The organism is Streptomyces sp. NPDC057136 (assembly GCF_042670885.1).
Lineage (GTDB): Bacteria > Actinomycetota > Actinomycetes > Streptomycetales > Streptomycetaceae > Streptomyces.
This window is the reverse complement of sequence record NZ_JBHUUV010000029.1, coordinates 1-16422: the sequence shown is the minus strand read 5'-3', so window position 1 is coordinate 16422 and position 16422 is coordinate 1. Positions and strand designations below refer to the sequence as shown.

Annotated in this window: 15 protein-coding genes; 11 read left to right on the top strand and 4 right to left on the bottom strand. The window is 68.0% G+C overall.

From position 1 onward, the window contains the following. The first annotated feature begins 147 nt into the window (after positions 1–147). From ACFT7S_RS28165 to ACFT7S_RS28130, 8 genes are all read left to right on the top strand, one after another. The gene (locus tag ACFT7S_RS28165) at positions 148–3084 is read left to right on the top strand and encodes a phage tail tape measure protein (RefSeq protein ID WP_382736589.1); all 2937 of its coding nucleotides are present in this window, start codon (positions 148–150) and stop codon (positions 3082–3084) included. Continuing rightward, complete coding sequence (locus ACFT7S_RS28160; protein WP_382736587.1) at positions 3081–5843, top strand: hypothetical protein; 2763 nt, start codon at positions 3081–3083, stop codon at positions 5841–5843. The genes ACFT7S_RS28165 and ACFT7S_RS28160 overlap by 4 nt, the downstream gene beginning before the upstream one ends. 12 nt (positions 5844–5855) lie before the next feature. Further along, on the top strand, positions 5856–6317 hold the full coding sequence (locus ACFT7S_RS28155; RefSeq protein ID WP_382736585.1) for a hypothetical protein: 462 nt from the start codon (positions 5856–5858) through the stop codon (positions 6315–6317). 40 nt (positions 6318–6357) lie between these two features. Beyond that, positions 6358–6870: a hypothetical protein gene (locus ACFT7S_RS28150; protein WP_382736583.1), complete on the top strand. Its 513-nt coding sequence runs from the start codon at positions 6358–6360 to the stop codon at positions 6868–6870. Positions 6871–6934: 64 nt separating this feature from the next. Continuing rightward, complete coding sequence (locus ACFT7S_RS28145; protein WP_382736581.1) at positions 6935–7819, top strand: peptidoglycan-binding protein; 885 nt, start codon at positions 6935–6937, stop codon at positions 7817–7819. Positions 7820–7831: 12 nt separating this feature from the next. Next, positions 7832–8062, top strand: coding sequence for a holin (locus ACFT7S_RS28140; protein ID WP_382736579.1), 231 nt, complete (start codon positions 7832–7834; stop codon positions 8060–8062). 32 nt (positions 8063–8094) lie between these two features. Next, positions 8095–8340: a hypothetical protein gene (locus ACFT7S_RS28135; RefSeq protein WP_382736577.1), complete on the top strand. Its 246-nt coding sequence runs from the start codon at positions 8095–8097 to the stop codon at positions 8338–8340. A gap of 162 nt (positions 8341–8502) precedes the next feature. Beyond that, entirely contained in the window at positions 8503–8760 is a 258-nt protein-coding gene (locus ACFT7S_RS28130; RefSeq protein WP_382736575.1) for a hypothetical protein, read from the top strand. Here ACFT7S_RS28130 and ACFT7S_RS28125 read toward each other — a convergent pair. Further along, positions 8757–9797 (bottom strand): helix-turn-helix domain-containing protein, encoded by a 1041-nt coding sequence (locus ACFT7S_RS28125; RefSeq protein ID WP_382736573.1) that lies wholly within the window; start codon positions 9795–9797, stop codon positions 8757–8759. The two genes, ACFT7S_RS28130 and ACFT7S_RS28125, sit on opposite strands and share 4 nt — an antisense overlap. A gap of 102 nt (positions 9798–9899) precedes the next feature. On the opposite strand from ACFT7S_RS28125, the gene ACFT7S_RS28120 reads away from it, so the two are divergent. Then, a complete protein-coding gene (locus ACFT7S_RS28120) occupies positions 9900–10088 on the top strand; it encodes a hypothetical protein (RefSeq protein WP_382736571.1) in 189 nt (62 codons plus the stop codon). Positions 10089–10463: 375 nt separating this feature from the next. Here the strand turns inward: ACFT7S_RS28120 and ACFT7S_RS28115 are convergent, their stop codons facing one another. After that, complete coding sequence (locus ACFT7S_RS28115; RefSeq protein WP_382736569.1) at positions 10464–10700, bottom strand: helix-turn-helix domain-containing protein; 237 nt, start codon at positions 10698–10700, stop codon at positions 10464–10466. A gap of 350 nt (positions 10701–11050) precedes the next feature. On the opposite strand from ACFT7S_RS28115, the gene ACFT7S_RS28110 reads away from it, so the two are divergent. Then, the gene (locus tag ACFT7S_RS28110) at positions 11051–11197 is read left to right on the top strand and encodes a hypothetical protein (protein ID WP_382736568.1); all 147 of its coding nucleotides are present in this window, start codon (positions 11051–11053) and stop codon (positions 11195–11197) included. Between the two features lie 166 nt (positions 11198–11363). On the opposite strand, the gene ACFT7S_RS28105 is transcribed toward ACFT7S_RS28110, so the two are convergent. Next, the gene (locus ACFT7S_RS28105; protein ID WP_382736566.1) at positions 11364–12446 is read right to left on the bottom strand and encodes an inositol-3-phosphate synthase; all 1083 of its coding nucleotides are present in this window, start codon (positions 12444–12446) and stop codon (positions 11364–11366) included. Positions 12447–12508: 62 nt separating this feature from the next. After that, positions 12509–13216 (bottom strand): helix-turn-helix transcriptional regulator, encoded by a 708-nt coding sequence (locus ACFT7S_RS28100; protein ID WP_382736565.1) that lies wholly within the window; start codon positions 13214–13216, stop codon positions 12509–12511. A 390-nt stretch (positions 13217–13606) separates the two neighbouring features. Between ACFT7S_RS28100 and ACFT7S_RS28095 the strand changes: the two genes are divergently transcribed. After that, positions 13607–16345: a transglycosylase domain-containing protein gene (locus ACFT7S_RS28095; RefSeq protein ID WP_382736563.1), complete on the top strand. Its 2739-nt coding sequence runs from the start codon at positions 13607–13609 to the stop codon at positions 16343–16345. Positions 16346–16422 lie beyond the last annotated feature (77 nt).

Below are 16422 nucleotides of genomic sequence, written 5' to 3'. Positions count from 1 at the left end.
GCAACGCGGCCCACCTGCTCAAGATCAGGCCGTGGGAATGGCAGCTGATGACCGTAGAACAGACCGACGCAGTGCTGTCCTGGCTGGACGCATACAAGCAGGCCACCGACGAGGCCGCGAACAACTGAACAGAGAGCGGGGCCCGCCATGAGCGACACGTCACTGGTGTTCAACCTCGTGGCGCGGGACCGCGCCTCGGCCGAAGTGTCCGCGATGGGCGAGAAGTTCAACACGGCGGCCGCGACCATCGGCGCTGGGTTCGCTGCGCTCCTGGGCGCCAGCGTCGTGCAGGGCTTGGACATGGAGGCCGCCGGGGCCAAGCTGTCCGCGCAGCTGCAGCTCGGCCCGGCCGAGGCCGCCGAGGTCGCACAGGTCTCCGCGTCTGTCTACAAAGACGCGTGGGGCGAGACGATCGACGAGGTCAACCTCGCGGTCAAGGGCGTGTACGCCAACATCGGCGACACCTCGCAGGCCGAGGGCGGGCTTGAAGGACTGACGTCCAAGACCCTGGCGCTGGCGAAAACCTTCGACCAGGACCTGACCATGGCGACGGCCGCCGCCGGCCAGATGGTCCGCACCGGGCTGGCCGACGACGCCGACGAGGCACTGGACATCCTGGCCGTTGGCCTGGGCACAGCCGCGGACAAGAGCGGCGACCTGCTCGAGACGTTCAACGAGTACTCCACCCAGTTCCGCCGGGTGGGCCTGGACGGGCAGACCGCCACCGGGCTCATCGCGCAGGGCCTGCAGGGCGGTGCGCGCGACGCCGACCAGGTCGCCGACGCCATCGGCCAGTTCGGCGAGCGGGCCCTGGCCGGAGGCACAGCAGTTGACGCCGCGTACACGTCGATCGGGCTGAGCGCGAGCGACATGGCGCGGAAGATCGGAGCAGGGGGCGCCTCCGCCGAGGAGGCCCTGTCGATGACGCTCGACGCCCTGCGCGGGACGTCGAACGAACAGACCAAGCTCAACGCGGCCGCCGCGCTGTTCGGGGACCCGGCGAACGTGATGGGCGACGCCCTGTACGCGCTGGATCCCGCTGCTGCAGCGGCGGCCGCTGGCATGGACAAGACCGACGGTGCGATGGACCGGCTGATGGAGTCGATGGGCGGCACGAACGCCGCCCAGCTCGAGCAGTTCAAACGAACCGTGATGGTGGAGCTCGGCCAGGCAACCGGCGCGATCATCTCGTTCGCCTCCGACAACAAGGCGGTCGTCAAGCCGCTCGGTTACGCGTTCGTCGCCCTGGCCGTTGCGGTCGTCGCCACGAAAGTCGCGATGTTCACCTACACCACGATCGCGTCCGCGGTCGCGGCCGCGCACGCCGTGATCTCCGCATCGTGCTGGACCGTCATTGGGAACTGGACCCGGATGATGGCGATGGGACTGATGGCCTACGCCCGTATCGCCGGGGCAGCCGTGCTGTCCGCGGCAACGACCGCCGCCGCGTGGGTAGGCAGCGCCCTCGTATCGATCGGAACGTGGATCGCCGCGGTGGTCCGTGCCGGTCTGGTCGCGGCCGCGCAGTTCCTGATGATGGCCGCCCGGGCAGTCGCCTGGGCCGTCGTCATGGCCGCACAGTGGCTGATCGCGATGGGCCCCGTGGGCTGGGTCATCGCCATCATCGTGGGCCTGGTCATCCTCATCGTCGCGAACTGGGACCGGATCAAATCGATGACGGGGGCAGTGTGGAATTGGATCTGGGGCAAGATCAAAAGCGTTGGCACCTCGATCCGCGACACGGTGGTCAACTTCGTTGCCGCGTTGCTGAAAGCCTGGGACCGGCTCAAGCTCCAGATCGCATTGAAGATCGTGCAGCTCGCAGCGTTCGTGTCCGGGCTCCCAGGCAAGATCAAGGGAGCCGTCGGCGACCTCGGTGCGCTTCTCGTGGAGAAGGGCCGGAACGTCGTAGAGGGCCTGTGGCAGGGCATCCAAGCCATGGGCGGCTGGATCAAGTCCAAGGTCATCGGGTTCGCCAAGTCGGTGATTCCCGGGCCGATCGCCAAGGCCTTGGGGATCTCATCTCCGTCCAAGGTCACCGCCGCACAAGGGCGTTGGATCGCGCGCGGTCTCGTCGTAGGCCTCACCGGGTCGGCCAAGCAGGTCAAGTCCGCAGCGCAGAAACTCGCGGACATCGTCCGTGACGGCCTGGCCCCGGGGAAGAAGCGGTCCGCCGCGCTCGACAAGATCGGCGCCGGATCCAAGCGCCTGGTGGCGCTCGCCAACCAGGAGGTGCGGGTCGCTGCCCGGATGAAGACGGCGACCAAGGCCCTGTCCGATCAGCTCAAGGCACGGGACAAGCTCGCCGCGGACGTGAAGAAGGGCGTCCTCGACTCAGCGAACATCACCGCAGGCGCAACCGGTGGTCCAGTCACCGCGCAGACGATCCTCGCAACCCTCACGCAGAAAATGGCGCAGGCCAAGCAGTTCGCCGCGCAGCTGGCGACCCTCCGCAAGAAGGGCGTCCGCAGCGACCTGATCGCGCAGATCGCGCAGGCCGGAGTTGAGCAAGGCTCCAGCGCAGCGACCGCGCTGGCTCTCGCGTCCAAGAGCCAGATCAGCCAGATCAACGCCACCCAGGGGGCCTTGGTCGGCGCCGCAGGGCAGGCCGGGGCAACCGCCGGGACCGCCATGTACGGGGCTGGGATCCAGGCAGCCCGTGGCCTGGTCAAGGGACTCAAGTCCCAGCAGAAGGCCATCGAAAAGCAGATGGCCAGCATCGCCAAGGGCATGGCCGCCAGCATCAAAAAAGCCCTGGGTATCCACTCGCCGTCGACGCTCATGGCGGACGAGGTCGGGGCGATGATCCCCGCCGGAATCATCACGGGCATGGCCGACGGCCAGGCCCCGCTGGACAAGGCCATGGCCGACAGCGTGAAACCGCCGCCGCCACCCGGGGCCGGCGGCCCGATGCTGGCCCGGCCAGCTGCCCCGCTCCTCATGGCGGGCGGCGGTGCGCAGACCGTGCGTATCGAGCTGGTGGGTGCGGAAGAGGGCAAGCGGTTCATCCGCGGCATCGTCCGCAAGGACGGACGAGGCAGCGTGCAGAAGGCGTTTGGCTACGGGAAGGAGGCGACGGCGTGACGTTCCCCCAGACACCGCTGGACGTGCGGACCGAGCTGCAGATCGGCGGGGTGTGGACGGACATCAGCACGGACGTCTACACCCGCGACCCGATCACCATCGCCCGCGGAGCTCCCGACGAGGCGAGCAGCACCGAACCGTCGGGATGCTCCCTCACCGTGAACAACCGCGACGGCCGGTACACGCCGAAGAATCCGATGGGCCCGCACTACGGGCTGATCGGCCGCAACACACCGATCCGGGTGTCGGTGAAGGGTCCGGAGTCCTACCTGTCGCTTGAGGGCAGCGCCACGTCCTACGCCCGCACGCCGGATGCGGCTGCCCTCGACATCGTGGGGGATCTCGACCTGCGGATCGAGGCAACTGTGGACTGGTACTCGACGGGCTCACAGTCTCTGATCGGTAAGTGGGTCTCCGCCACGAACCAACGCTCGTACCTGCTCCGGCTCCTCGACGGTGTCCTCATCCTCAACTGGTCGCCCGCCGGAAGCGCCTCGATCTTTGCCCAGGTGCCGCTTCCCGCGCTGCCGAAACGCGCAGCGCTGCGGGCCACCCTGGACGCGGACAACGGCGCTGGCGGGTTCACCGTCCGGTTCTACTGGGCCGCATCCATGGACGGTCCGTGGACTCAGATCGGCGACTCGCTGAGCAACACCCCAGCGACCAGCATCTTTGCCGGGACAGCCACGTTGGAAATCGCACCGGTCGCCGCCACGGGGGTAACACCCGTGGCGGGGCGAGTGCACCGGGCCGAGGTCCGTTCCGGGATCGGCGGTACCGTCGTTGCGTCGCCTGACGTCCGGGCCCTGGCCGAGGGCGTCACCGGATGGACGGACACTGCGGGACGCACCTGGACTCTCGGAGCCGACGCCGAAATCAGCGACCGCCGGTTCAGATTCCACGGAGAGGTCTCCTCCTGGCCGCCCCGATGGGACGTGTCCGGGAAGGACGTCTACACACCGCTCGAAGCGGCCGGGGTGACGCGGCGCCTGGGCCAGGGCCGGAAGGCTTTGGACTCGACGCTGCGTCGGCGCATCCCGTCCGACCCCAATCTCATTGCCTACTGGCCGATGGAGGACGGCGCCGAGGCAACGGCGGCCTACTCCCCGCTGCCAGGGGTGACGCCCCTCAATGTGACTGGCTTCGACTTCGCCGCCGACGACTCGCTCGGCGGTTCATCGGCACTGCCACGACTGGGCAGCCCATCGTCGATGCGCGGCACGGTGCCGCAGAGCACGGCCAGCGGCTGGCAGGTCGAGCACGTCTACCTGCTGCCGACGCTGCCCGCTTTGCAGACCGAGCTGCTGCGCGTGGCCGTCACCGGGTCCGTCATGCGTACCGCCGTCGTCTACGCCAGCACTGCCGGTGTCCGGATCGAGGCGCAGGGCGCGGACGGTGCGGTCCTCGCCGCGTTCACGTACACCGACGCCGCAGCGCTCGCCGATTTCTCGGCGACGTGGAATCGCCTGGCGGTCTACACCGCCAACGACGCGGGCACGTGCCGCCTGTACGTGTCCTGGCGCAACATCGTGGACGGCGGTCTGTGGATCGCACGCACCGGGTTCGTGGGGGCGCAGGGCGCGGTGAGCGGGGTGTCTGGGGGCTGGGGTGCCGGCACGGCTGACATGGTCATTGGGCACCTCGCGGTGTTCGATGTCCCGGCCACATCTGCCGCCCTGACCGCACCGCCCGGCAGCGGGATTTTCGCTGACGCCGATGACGGCTTCAACGGCGAGACCGCACTAGCACGGCTGGCCCGGTTGGCCGCCGAGGAGGGCGCGCAGGTCAATCTCTCCTGGCGGGGCGAGGACTACACCACGCCCTCGGAGCGCATGGGCCCTCAGCGCCCCGGCACCCTCCTGGATCTGGTCGAGGAGGCCGCGGCCGCCGACGGTGGTGTCCTGTACGAGCACCTGGACCGGACGGGGCTGGTGTACCGGGACCGGCAGTCCCTCTACAACCAGGGCGTCGGCCTGGCCCTCAGCTACACGGCGGAGGGTGAGGTGCCGCCGCCTCTGGAGCCGACCGAGGACGACCAGCGTGTACGCAACGACGTCACGGTCACGAGGCTGGGCGGCAGCTCCGGGCGCACCGTCGCGGAAACCGGGCCCCTGTCCGCTCAGCCACCCCCGGCCGGGGTCGGCATCTACGACGAGTCCATCACGCTGGCCCTGTACAGCGACGGACAGCCCGATCAGATCGCCGCCTGGCGCGTCCACCTGGGCACCTGGGACGAGGCCCGCTACCCCACGATCATGCTGTGGCTGCACGCCGCACCACACCTCATCGACGACGTCCTCGAACTGGACATCGGCGACCGGCTCACCATCTCCGATCTGCCGCCCTGGCTGCCACCGGGCCTGATTGACCAGCACATGCGCGGCTACACCGAGGTCCTCGATCTCTACGAGTGGACGATCGCGGCGAACTGTTCGCCCGCCGGCCCCTGGGAGATCGGTATCCGGGACGACGCGGCGCGCGGCAAGCGGGACACCGCAGGCAGCCAGTTGGCCTCGTCTGCAACATCGTCGGCGACTTCACTGTCGGTGGCGACGACGCTGGGGCCGTTGTGGACGACGGCGGCGGGCAACATGCCGATCTTGATGACGGTGGGTGGGGAGACGGTGTCTGTCACCGCGATCAGCGGGGCGTCATCTCCGCAGACGTTCACGGTGGTTCGCGCCCGGAACGGCATCGTCAAGGCCCAGGCGGCAGGGACTCCAATCAGCCTGGCCCGGCCCACGGTTCGAGCACTATGAGAAGGGGGCGCAATGCCTGATCTGCTGGCCGGGACGACGGTCCAGGCCCTGGACACACCACCCGTGCCGTATGCCAACGACGCGTCGGACATCTCGGGTTTCACCGACATCGTGTTCGTGTCCGGCACTCCCGTGGTGGGCGTCGTTTTTACCGCACCTACAACGGGCCGGGTCCGGGTTGACTGGCACGCCCGTTTCCAACCGGCGTCCGCGGTCGCTGCGCAGGTCGGCTTCGCCTTGCGCACGGGGGGGACGCTCGGCGCGGGCACCGTCGTTCAGGACGGGCTGAACGAGAACTGCCTGGAGTCACCCAACGTCAGCGGCGCTGCCAGCAGGGTCCAGGCGGGCATGTTCTTCATCGTCTCCGGCCTGACCCCGGGTTCGACGTACAACGCCGTCGTCTGCCACCGCATGGTCGCTGCCGGGACTGGCAACCTCTTCGCCCGGTCCATCTCGGTAAGCCCCGTCAGCTGACACCCATCGTCCTCCGAGAGCTGATTGTGGAGCCTGCCTTATGACGATCATTAGCACGTCCGACCTGGCACTGACCGGGTTCCACTCGACGAACGAGGTTGTCCCCACCAGCCTGAAGGTCGACCTGTCCGCAGCAACTTGGGTCACCATCATGCGCGTCGTCGTCCCTGTGGACGCAGGCGATCTGTTGGACGTCGACGCCTGGTTCAAGGTCACCAACGACATCACGCCCGTGGCCTACCCCGTCGGTGTCGGCGCGCACCTGTGGGCCTACGACTGTGACTCCGGGGAGGGAACTGCGGGCCCGTGGTGGCGCCTCGACGAGGAGGCGGGCAGCGTCGGCATGAACGTCTTCCGGGACCTGCACCACCTCGTCCTGCCCGTCGCTGTTCCGTACCAGGTGCCTGCTGATTGGCCGGCCGGGCACCGCATGGTCGTCGCTCTCCGCGCGGACGCGCACAGCACTGCGTGGCAGACCGGCGACACCCTGACCGTCGACCAGGTCGGCCGCCTTACTGTCCGCCGCTACGTCCCTGCGCCTGCACCTGTCTGACCTGCCCCGCCCTGTCCGCCCCGAGCCACACGGCCGGGGCCTCTTCCATGTCTGGAGACAGCCCATGGCCGCACCACCGTCCGCAGACGCATTCCTCAGAGCCCTGCAGGATGAGGGCCTGACCGTCGTCCAGGTCGGCGACTGGCGTACCCACAACCGCAACCACAAGGGCCCGTTCGGTCCGGTTCACGGCGTGATGATCCATCACACCGTGACCAAGGGCACCGCCCGCACCGTCGAACTCTGCCGCGACGGTCACGCGAGCCTGCCTGGTCCGCTCTGCCACGGCGTGATCGCCAAGGACGGCCGGGTCCACCTCGTCGGCTACGGCCGCACCAACCACGCCGGCCTCGGCGACGACGACGTCCTCCAGGCCGTCATCGCCGAGCAGCCGACGCCCGAGGACAACGAGGCCAACACCGACGGCAACCGACACTTCTTCGGCTTCGAGTGCGAAAACTTCGGCGACGGAAAGGACCCCTGGCCCGCCGCCCAACTCGAAGCGATCGAGCGGGCCGCGGCCGCAGTCTGCCGCCTCATGGGCTGGGACGCCCCGTCGGTGATCGGCCACCGGGAGTGGCAGCCCGGGAAGATCGACCCGCGCGGATTCTCCATGGACGACATGCGGGACCGGATCGACGAGCGCCTGGACGACGACAAGCCTGCCCCGCCGGTCAAGCCCAAGCCGCCGAAGCCCGCACCGCCCGCGCGGCCGCCGTACCCCGGCCGCGCCGCGTTCGGGCCCGGCAAGTCCAGCACCGCGATCAAGCGGCTCGGCGAGCAGCTGGTGCGCCGCGGCTTCGGCCGGCACTACCGCGTCGGCCCCTCCACGTCCTGGGGCGAGGCCGACCGCAAGAACGTCGCCGACTTCCAGCGCTCCCACAAGCAACTCCGGGGCGACGCCGACGGCTACCCCGGCCCCCTCACCTGGCACCTCCTCTGGTCCTGAAAGGACGACACCATGTTCACAAAGGCATTTTGGACAGCGACCGGCGAACGCTCGCTCCGCACCGGCGCGCAGGCCCTGGTGGCCGCTCTCGGTCTCGACACCGTAGGACTCATCCACGCGGACTGGGGGGATGGCCTGTCGCTCGCTGGTGGAGCCGCGCTCCTGGCGGTGCTGACCGCCGTGGCCACGTCCGGCGGGACGGAGGGACCGGGCATCACCGAGACCGTACGGAACCGCGAGTGATGCCGCCGGAGGCCCCAACTGTGGGGCCGTCGGTGGCTGTAGAGCTGGAGCGAATGCGCGGCACCTTCGACAAAGGTCTGACTCAGCTCGACGGCAAACTGGATGTGTTGGTCGAGCGGAACATGCACACCGGCGAAAGGCTCCTCGCGGCGGAGACCGCGGCTGCCGCTCTGGCGATCCGCGTCACCGCGCTGGAGCGTCGGGTGTGGACGGCATCGGGCGTGGCCGCCGCCCTCGGTGCTGGCGGCGGCATCCTCGCCACCATGCTCAGCGGATAGAGCGCTGCCCCCTGTCTGGCCCTCGGGCTGGGCAGGGGGCATATTCGTGCGTCCAGGGGGTGCTGCCCAACTCGGGCCGCTACTCTGGCCGGAGCGCCCTCCGCGGACCCGACTCCCCGGAGGGCCGCCCCATGTCCGAGGCCGCCGCTACGATCAGGACCCATGGCCACGTTCAAGTACATGATCACGTACAGCATCATCCCGCCCGGTGTCGGCCCGGACGACTACGAGCCGGCCGACCTCGAAAAGCGAACAGAGGTCTTCGAGATCGAGGACCCCCATCCCGAGGAGCCCCGGGAGATCGGCGGAACCATGGTGTCGTTCGGGCCGGCACTCGGCCACGTGTACGCCGCCATTCAGAAGACGCTCGAACCGGGTGCCGCACCCAGCGTCCTCAAGATGGACCCGGTCGAGGACTAGATCCTTCGCTGGGCATCTTCCATCCGCGCCTGGTAGTACGCCTGGTCTCGCGGGTACCCGGTGAGTCCTGGCAGGGCCGCACGGATGCCGTCTGCTGCGGCCTGCCAGTCGTGGCAGGTGTAAGCCGCGTCTGCGGATTGCAGCATGGCGCGGACAGGGTCGAGCCAGTACAGCCAGCCCGGACGGTCGCCCTCGTCGGGTACCTGGAGGGCTAGTTCGAGCGCTTCGTCGGCCAGGAGCCGCGCGCGCTTTCGCTCGCTCAGCGCAGCCGCGGCGGCAGCGGCCTGGTGCGCGGCCACCGACGCTGCCGCCGGGGACAGACCGACCGTGTGCCGGGCGGCCTCGGCGGTACGGAGCGCCCGCACCGGGTCGCCGTGCTTGAGCGAGTAGTACGAGCGGATGCGGTGCACCCACGACGCCATGTCCGTGTGCCCGCCGTCGACCGCCCACCCGTGCGCCACATCGATCCACGCCAGCGCTGGCCCGGTGCGCTCCTGCTGCCACGCCACCCACGACAGCCAGTGCGCGTGTTCTGCGGCGAGGAGCATCAGCCGATCGGCGGCCGGCCCAGTGGTTCCGGGGATAAGCAGGGTGACGGCATCGAGCTGGGAGCGGACGACCGGCCAGAGGTCGAGTCCGCCGATCTCGTCCTCGGCGCGACGGTGCTGGGCGAGGACTTCGCCGATCCAGTCGGCGGTTCGCAGGTCGGTGCGGCCGGTTGCGTGCCCGTGCGCGATCCGTTCGCGAAGCTCTACGGGCGGCGCCCAGTCATCGAGATCGGGGCGGCTGGCAACCGCGGTCAACTCTGGGGGCACGGAGAGTCCTTCGGTGATGCGGGCCATCACCTCGGCTGACGTCACCTGCCTGCGGCCCGACTCGATCGCGGAAATGTCAGGCTGCGCAAGCCCAACGAGCGGCTCCAAGCCGCGCTGCGATAAGCCCGCGGCGCGCCGGTATTCGCGAAGGATGGCAGCCCAGTCCTGGCGTGCCCATGCGGCACGCAGCTTGACGTCTGCCCAGAGTCCCCGACTACTCATCCCGGCACGATATGCCCGGGTGATAGGGCCTGCATATCGGATCGGTCGGATGTCCTCCAGACGATGGTGCTCTTAGCCGAGTCGGGTCGGAAAGAGGCCACCATGAGCGAACAGGCACTGCCACAGCTTGAGTACTGCTGCCACGACGGACAGCTGACCCGCGACCCGGTCGCCGTCGATGAGGTGCATTCCTCGTCCGGGGCTGGGACCAGCGTGTACGCCTGCCGTGAGCACGCCCACCTGTATGGCCCGCAGACGGGTCCGCGTATCGGGGCGGAGCACTTCGGATGAGCTCGGTGACCACATTGGACGAGCGGCCGAAGGCTGCCTACCGGTCTCCAGAGTGCCGGAGTGCCACGGCCTCCGACTGGGCGGGAGGGCACCGGCATTGCGCTGGGCCGCACACCGTCACCGTGGGCGGCCGCGTGATCGAGCGCCTGCACTGCGCCTGCCGCTGCCACCGGGAGAGCTCATGACCACCACCAAGACCACCGCGACTGACACCCCGGCACCTGAGCGGCCCGCAGCACCTCGGCGAGCGGAGCGCAACTCGGTCCTGGAGAACTTGATCTGGCTCCAGCGAACCCGAGCGGATCGGCTGGCTGCGGCACGGCGCGACCGCTGAAACTCCCGCCCGTGGCTGACGCCGGCCAGCCGCGGGCGGGGCTACTCCCGCATCAGTTCGGCCAGAGGGACATCGACGGCATTCGAGAGCATCAGTAGCAGGCCGAGGCCGGGATCACTGGTGCCGTGCTCGATGCGGTGGATCGTGCGGTGGTCTACGCCGAGCATGGTGGCGAGGCGCATCTGAGACAGGTTCGCAGCAAGGCGAGCGGCTCGGATGCGGTCGCCGACTGTGCGCCGCTGGGAGAGCACCCACTCGGGCTGCGGCTTGATCGGCATTTGCCCAAGGAATCCCGATCGTCACGTATTGTCATTGCCTGGCCAGGCAAATTGCTTGATCTTGCGTTATCGCATAAACGTTCGATACTGGAGGATGGGTCGAATAGGCCCGACTTCAACGAAAGAGCTCAGCAGTGACGGACCAGCCCGACTGGATCGGGCGCCCGCATCGCACCCGGGATGGCCCGGCGCGGCCTGCGTGGCTACCGACTACGCCCCACTCCCCACATCCGGAGGCAGGTGGCGGTGAGGCGGATCCCGAACCGGCTGTGTACTCGCCAGGCGCGATCCTCGAGCCGTACGACTGGCAGCCCGGCGGGACGTGCTTCCGATGCCACGACGATCAGCGGATGGTCACTCCCATCGCCGCCATCCGAGGGGTCGTCCTCGTCATGTGCGGCAGCTGCGTGCTGCGCGAGGAGGAGCAGCGGCAGGTGCGCGCGGCCGCCGCCGGCACGCGGTACGAGCCTGGCCGAATCGGGAGACCGTCCACCTAGGCGGGGAGAAATCTGGGAGATGATCAAGGAACTCAGCCCGCCGAAGAGCGCAGAAGACCGACGCATACCAAGGCGCCGCCCACACCGGATAGGTGGGGGCGGCGCCTTGGTGCTGCTCGCTATGGATGCCCGATGAGGGCAAACAAGCAGGTCAGAGAGCTTCGGACTAGCGCTCGAGCTCGCCCGAGATGAACTTCTCGACGTTGGCGGCGGCCTCGTCGTCGAAGTACTGCACCGGCGGGGACTTCATGAAGTACGAGGACGCCGAGAGGATCGGGCCACCGATGCCGCGGTCCTTGGCGATCTTCGCTGCACGCACGGCGTCGATGATGACACCGGCGGAGTTCGGGGAGTCCCAGACCTCGAGCTTGTACTCGAGGTTCAGCGGAACGTCGCCGAACGCGCGGCCCTCGAGGCGCACGTACGCCCACTTGCGGTCGTCCAGCCAGGCCACGTAGTCCGACGGGCCGATGTGGACGTTGTCCGCACCCATCTCGCGGTCGCGGATCTGCGAGGTGACGGCCTGCGTCTTCGAGATCTTCTTGGACTCAAGGCGCTCACGCTCGAGCATGTTCTTGAAGTCCATGTTGCCGCCGACGTTCAGCTGCATCGTGCGGTCCAGGATGACACCGCGGTCCTCGAAGAGCTTCGCCATCACGCGGTGCGTGATGGTGGCGCCGACCTGGGACTTGATGTCGTCGCCGACGATCGGGACACCGGCCTCGGTGAACTTGTCGGCCCACTCCTTGGTGCCGGCGATGAAGACCGGGAGAGCGTTGACGAACGCGACCTTGGCGTCGATGGCGCACTGCGCGTAGAACTTCGCAGCGACCTCGGAACCGACGGGCAGGTAGCAGACGAGGACGTCGACCTGCTTGTCCTTGAGGATCTGGACGATGTCGACCGGGGCCTCGACGGACTCCTCGATCGTCTCGCGGTAGTACTTGCCCAGACCGTCGTGGGTGTGGCCGCGCTGAACGGTCACGCCCGTGTTCGGCACATCGGCGATCTTGATGGTGTTGTTCTCGCTGGCGCCGATGGCGTCCGCGAGGTCGAGGCCGACCTTCTTCGCGTCGACGTCGAAGGCGGCGACGAACTCGACATCGCTGACGTGGTACTCGCCGAACTGGACGTGCATCAGACCGGGCACCTTGCCGGCCGGATCGGCGTCCTTGTAGTACTCGACGCCCTGCACCAGCGAGGCGGCGCAGTTGCCTACACCAACGATGGCTACGCGAACCGAACCCATGCCGATTGCTCCCTGTGTGTTCTCGGTGTTCCCCGCTGAGACCTTGCGGACCTGCGGGGTTTTCACTTGGTGGTGTCGTCGGACGGATCCGGCCGGGTGGAATCCCGGTGCCGGGGCAGGCCGCCCGTCTCTCCTGATGTGTCCTGTTGAGGCGAACCCTCGGTCGGGGACCTTCGCTGGTCCCGTCCCGAGCGCTCGCTCTCGATGAGCTCGTTCAGCCAGCGCACTTCGCGCTCCACGGACTCCATGCCGTGTCGCTGCAGCTCAAGCGTGTAGTCGTCGAGTCGTTCACGGGTGCGGGCGAGCGAGGCGCGCATCTTTTCGAGACGCTCCTCGAGCCTGCTGCGGCGGCCCTCCAGCACACGCATCCGCACTTCTCGCTCCGTCTGCCCGAAGAAGGCGAAACGAGCGGCGAAGTGCTCGTCCTCCCAGGAGTCCGGGCCGGTGTGCGAGAGCAGCTCCTCGAAGTGCTCCTTACCTTCTGCCGTCAACCGATAGACGATCTTGGCCCGGCGCCCTGCGAGTGAAGACGCGGGAGCGACCGCCCGGCCCGTGGTGGGAGGAAGCTCTGCCGGAGCATTTCCCGGTTCTTCGATCAACCAGCCATGGGCGACCAGCGTCTTGAGGCAGGGGTAGAGGGTGCCGTAACTGAAGGCGCGGAAGATCCCCAGCGAGGTGTTGAGGCGCTTGCGCAGCTCGTACCCGTGCATCGGGGATTCGCGGAGGAGGCCGAGTACGGCGAATTCGAGGATGCCTGAGCGTCTGCTCACCTTCGCCTCCTCTTCCTTCTCCGGACGCTCCCGCGGAGCTCTTGAGTGGAACTTATGCCGTGCTGATGTATCGACTCGATACATCAGCACGATAGATCGGTCGGCCTGCTTCGACAAGGGCAGCCTTCGTGAGCGGCGTCACATCACCAATTCGTAGGAAGCGACTTGCGTCATTTGGGGTGAACTTCGGCGCTAGATGCGTTTTGGCCGTGCGTAGTCTGGGCGGCATGCAGACCACCGGGAACCGTGCGGCGCTCCCGAGCGTCAGTCTTCGCGGACTGCCGGATGCGCTGCGGGTGAGCCCTCCGCAGGGTTTGTCCGTAATTCGGGGGGACCGGATCTCAACTGCCGCTTCCAGGCGCTCTCGCCTGCCCGAGGAGTAGTCGTTCCATGAGCGAGCACCGTCGCAAAACGTCGCAACCGCAAGGTGGCGGACGCGCCGCGGCCAGACGAGCCGCCCAGCCTGCAGGACGTCGCGAAACACCGTCACGCAGAGTTGCCAATGAATCACCTTCCGACTCGTACGGCGAGGAACGCCAGTACGGCAGCCGCGCCGAGGCCCGCCGCGCCGCCCAGCGCGGCGGCGGACGCCGCAGAGACGCCGAAGAGCTCAGCTCCGGAGCCGGCGGCGGTGGCCGCCGTCGCGGTGGAGGCGGCGGTGGCGGCCACGAAGGCCCCGGCCGCGGCCGGGGTGGCGCAGGAGGCCGCCCGGGCAAGAAGCGCTTCATCGACTACCCGCGCTACGGGAAGTACGGCTTCCGCCGCTGGGTGCCGTCGTGGAAGCTCGTCTCCGGGGTGTGTCTCAGCTTCCTCGGCGTTCTGATGGGCGTGGCCGGGGTCGCGTACGCGATGGTCGTGCCGCCCAAGGTCAGTGACGCGGCCAGAGCGCAGAACAACGTCTACTACTGGGCCGACGGCACGCAGCTGGTTGCCACCGGTGGTGAGGTCAACCGCCAGGAGATCAGTTACGCGCAGATCCCTGAGGCCATGCGGGATGCCGTCATCTCGGCCGAGAACAAGTCGTTCGACGACGACAAGGGCATCGACCCCATGGGTATCGCCCGAGCCGTGTTCAACATGGCCAAGGGCGGTGAGACCCAGGGCGGCTCGACCATCACCCAGCAGTACGTGAAGAACTCGAGGCTGAACCAGGACCAGACCCTCAGCCGGAAGTTCAAGGAACTCTTCATCACGCTCAAGGTCGGCAGCGAGATGGACAAGGACGAAGTCATGGCCGGCTACCTCAACGTCTCGTACTACGGCCGTGGCGCCTGGGGACTTCAGGCCGCGGCCCGTACGTACTACAAAGAGGACGCCACGGACCTGGACCCGAGCCAGTGCGCCTTCCTGGCCACGCTGCTCAAGGGCGCGACCTACTTCGACCCGGCCGGTGTCCCGGAAGTCGACTCTGTGAAGGCCACGAAGGAGAAGAACCGGAAGCGGGCGGAGGACCGCTGGAAGTGGATCCTTGACGAGGAGGTCAAGGACGGCAGGATGGAGGAGGCGGAGCGCGCCACGTACGACGAGTTCCCCATGCCGGTGTCGCCCCGTAAGAACGCGCAGCTGGGCGGTCAGACCGGATACCTGGTCGACCTCGCCAAGTCGTACGTACTCAACAACACCGACATCACCTCTGACGAACTCGCCCAGGGCGGGTACGAGATCCACACGACCTTCGTCGAGAAGAAGGTCAAGCAGCTCAAGAAGGCTGTCGAGGACGTGGACGCCGCGAACATCGACGCGAAGAAGCGCCCCACCAAGGACACCCACGTCCAGTTCGGCGGCGCGTCGGTCGACCCGAGCACCGGTGCCATTGTCGCCACGTACGGCGGCCGGGACGCGACGCAGCACTACACCAACAACGCCGATCCGACCGGTGCGCAGGTCGGCTCGACCTTCAAGCCGTTCGTGCTGGCGGCCGCGATGCAGTACGGGAAGCGCAACCCCGGGCTCGACGCGGACCAGAGCGAGTCGGAACGCACGCCGGTCTCCCCGAAGAGCATCTACAACGGCGACAACCTGCTGAAGATCACGCAGTACAACGGCGAGGTGTGGCAGAACGAAAAGGGGGAGCAGTGGCGACAGACCAATGACGGCGATCAGTCATACGGCGACATCGATCTGCGGTACGCCATGGAGCAGTCCGCCAACTCCCCCTACGTACAGCTCGGTATGGACGTCGGCACCGACAAGGTGAAGGACGTCGCCATGGCCGTCGGGCTGCGCGACGACGACTACATGGCTGATTCGACCGTTCCGTCGTTCTCCATCGGTACGTCCTCGCCGAGCGCCATCCGGATGGCCGGCGCGTACGCGACGTTCGCCACCAGTGGTATGCAGCGCGACCCCTTTTCGGTCACCAAGGTCATGAAGAAGGGCGCGCCGGTCTACCAGCACGACTCGAAGCCGAATCGTGCGCTCGATCCGATCATCGCGGACAACGTCACCGATGTGCTGAAGAACGTCGTCGAGAACGGTACTGGTACGCCGGCGCAGCTGCCCGGCCGTGACGTGGCGGGGAAGACGGGTACCACGGACGGCAACCGGTCGGCGTGGTTCGTCGGCTATACCCCGCAGTTGTCCACCGCCATCAGCATGTTCCGTCTGGACGACGACGAGAAGAACAAGGAGCGCGAGTTCCTCAAGATGTACGGCACGGGTGGCGAGGAGCAGATCCACGGTGCTTCGTTCCCCGCGCAGATCTGGCACGACTACATGGCCGCCGCCATGAAGGGCCAGAAGGTCAAGAACTTCCCGAAGCCGCAGCCGTGGGGCGACAAGATGTACGGCGGTGGTGCGGCCAGCCCGACGCCGACGCCGACCATCACCGCTTCCCCGACGCCCTCCGCCGAACCTTCGACCATGTCCCCGTCGCCGACGCCTTCTTCCCCGACCCCCACGCCGAGTACCACTTGCGGCATCTGGGGCTCGCCGGACTGCAAGGACAACGGCGGAACCAACGCCGGTACGGACGACGGTGGGACCACCGAGGGGACGACCGACGGAAGCGATACGGCCGGGACCACCGAAGGAACCGATACCACCGGCACGACCGACGGAACGACGGACGGTACCGGGAACGGCGGGAACGGCAACGGAAACGGCGGGTTCTTCGGGGGCGGCGGATAGCCCCGGTAGGACAGCGCCCGGCGACGGGCCTGCCCGAGGACGACGGCGAGGGCCGCCGCACCACCCGGTGCCGCGGC

Bases quoted from the DNA above. Each gene is read 5' to 3' on its own strand.
- ACFT7S_RS28165 (WP_382736589.1), top strand. From the start codon at position 148: ATGAGCGACACGTCACTGGTGTTCAACCTCGTGGCGCGGGACCGCGCC.
- ACFT7S_RS28155 (WP_382736585.1), top strand. From the start codon at position 5,856: ATGCCTGATCTGCTGGCCGGGACGACGGTCCAGGCCCTGGACACACCA.
- ACFT7S_RS28150 (WP_382736583.1), top strand. From the start codon at position 6,358: ATGACGATCATTAGCACGTCCGACCTGGCACTGACCGGGTTCCACTCG.
- ACFT7S_RS28145 (WP_382736581.1), top strand. From the start codon at position 6,935: ATGGCCGCACCACCGTCCGCAGACGCATTCCTCAGAGCCCTGCAGGAT.
- ACFT7S_RS28140 (WP_382736579.1), top strand. From the start codon at position 7,832: ATGTTCACAAAGGCATTTTGGACAGCGACCGGCGAACGCTCGCTCCGC.
- ACFT7S_RS28130 (WP_382736575.1), top strand. From the start codon at position 8,503: ATGGCCACGTTCAAGTACATGATCACGTACAGCATCATCCCGCCCGGT.
- ACFT7S_RS28125 (WP_382736573.1), bottom strand. From the start codon at position 9,797: ATGAGTAGTCGGGGACTCTGGGCAGACGTCAAGCTGCGTGCCGCATGG.
- ACFT7S_RS28120 (WP_382736571.1), top strand. From the start codon at position 9,900: ATGAGCGAACAGGCACTGCCACAGCTTGAGTACTGCTGCCACGACGGA.
- ACFT7S_RS28115 (WP_382736569.1), bottom strand. From the start codon at position 10,700: ATGCCGATCAAGCCGCAGCCCGAGTGGGTGCTCTCCCAGCGGCGCACA.
- ACFT7S_RS28110 (WP_382736568.1), top strand. From the start codon at position 11,051: ATGGTCACTCCCATCGCCGCCATCCGAGGGGTCGTCCTCGTCATGTGC.
- ACFT7S_RS28105 (WP_382736566.1), bottom strand. From the start codon at position 12,446: ATGGGTTCGGTTCGCGTAGCCATCGTTGGTGTAGGCAACTGCGCCGCC.
- ACFT7S_RS28095 (WP_382736563.1), top strand. From the start codon at position 13,607: ATGAGCGAGCACCGTCGCAAAACGTCGCAACCGCAAGGTGGCGGACGC.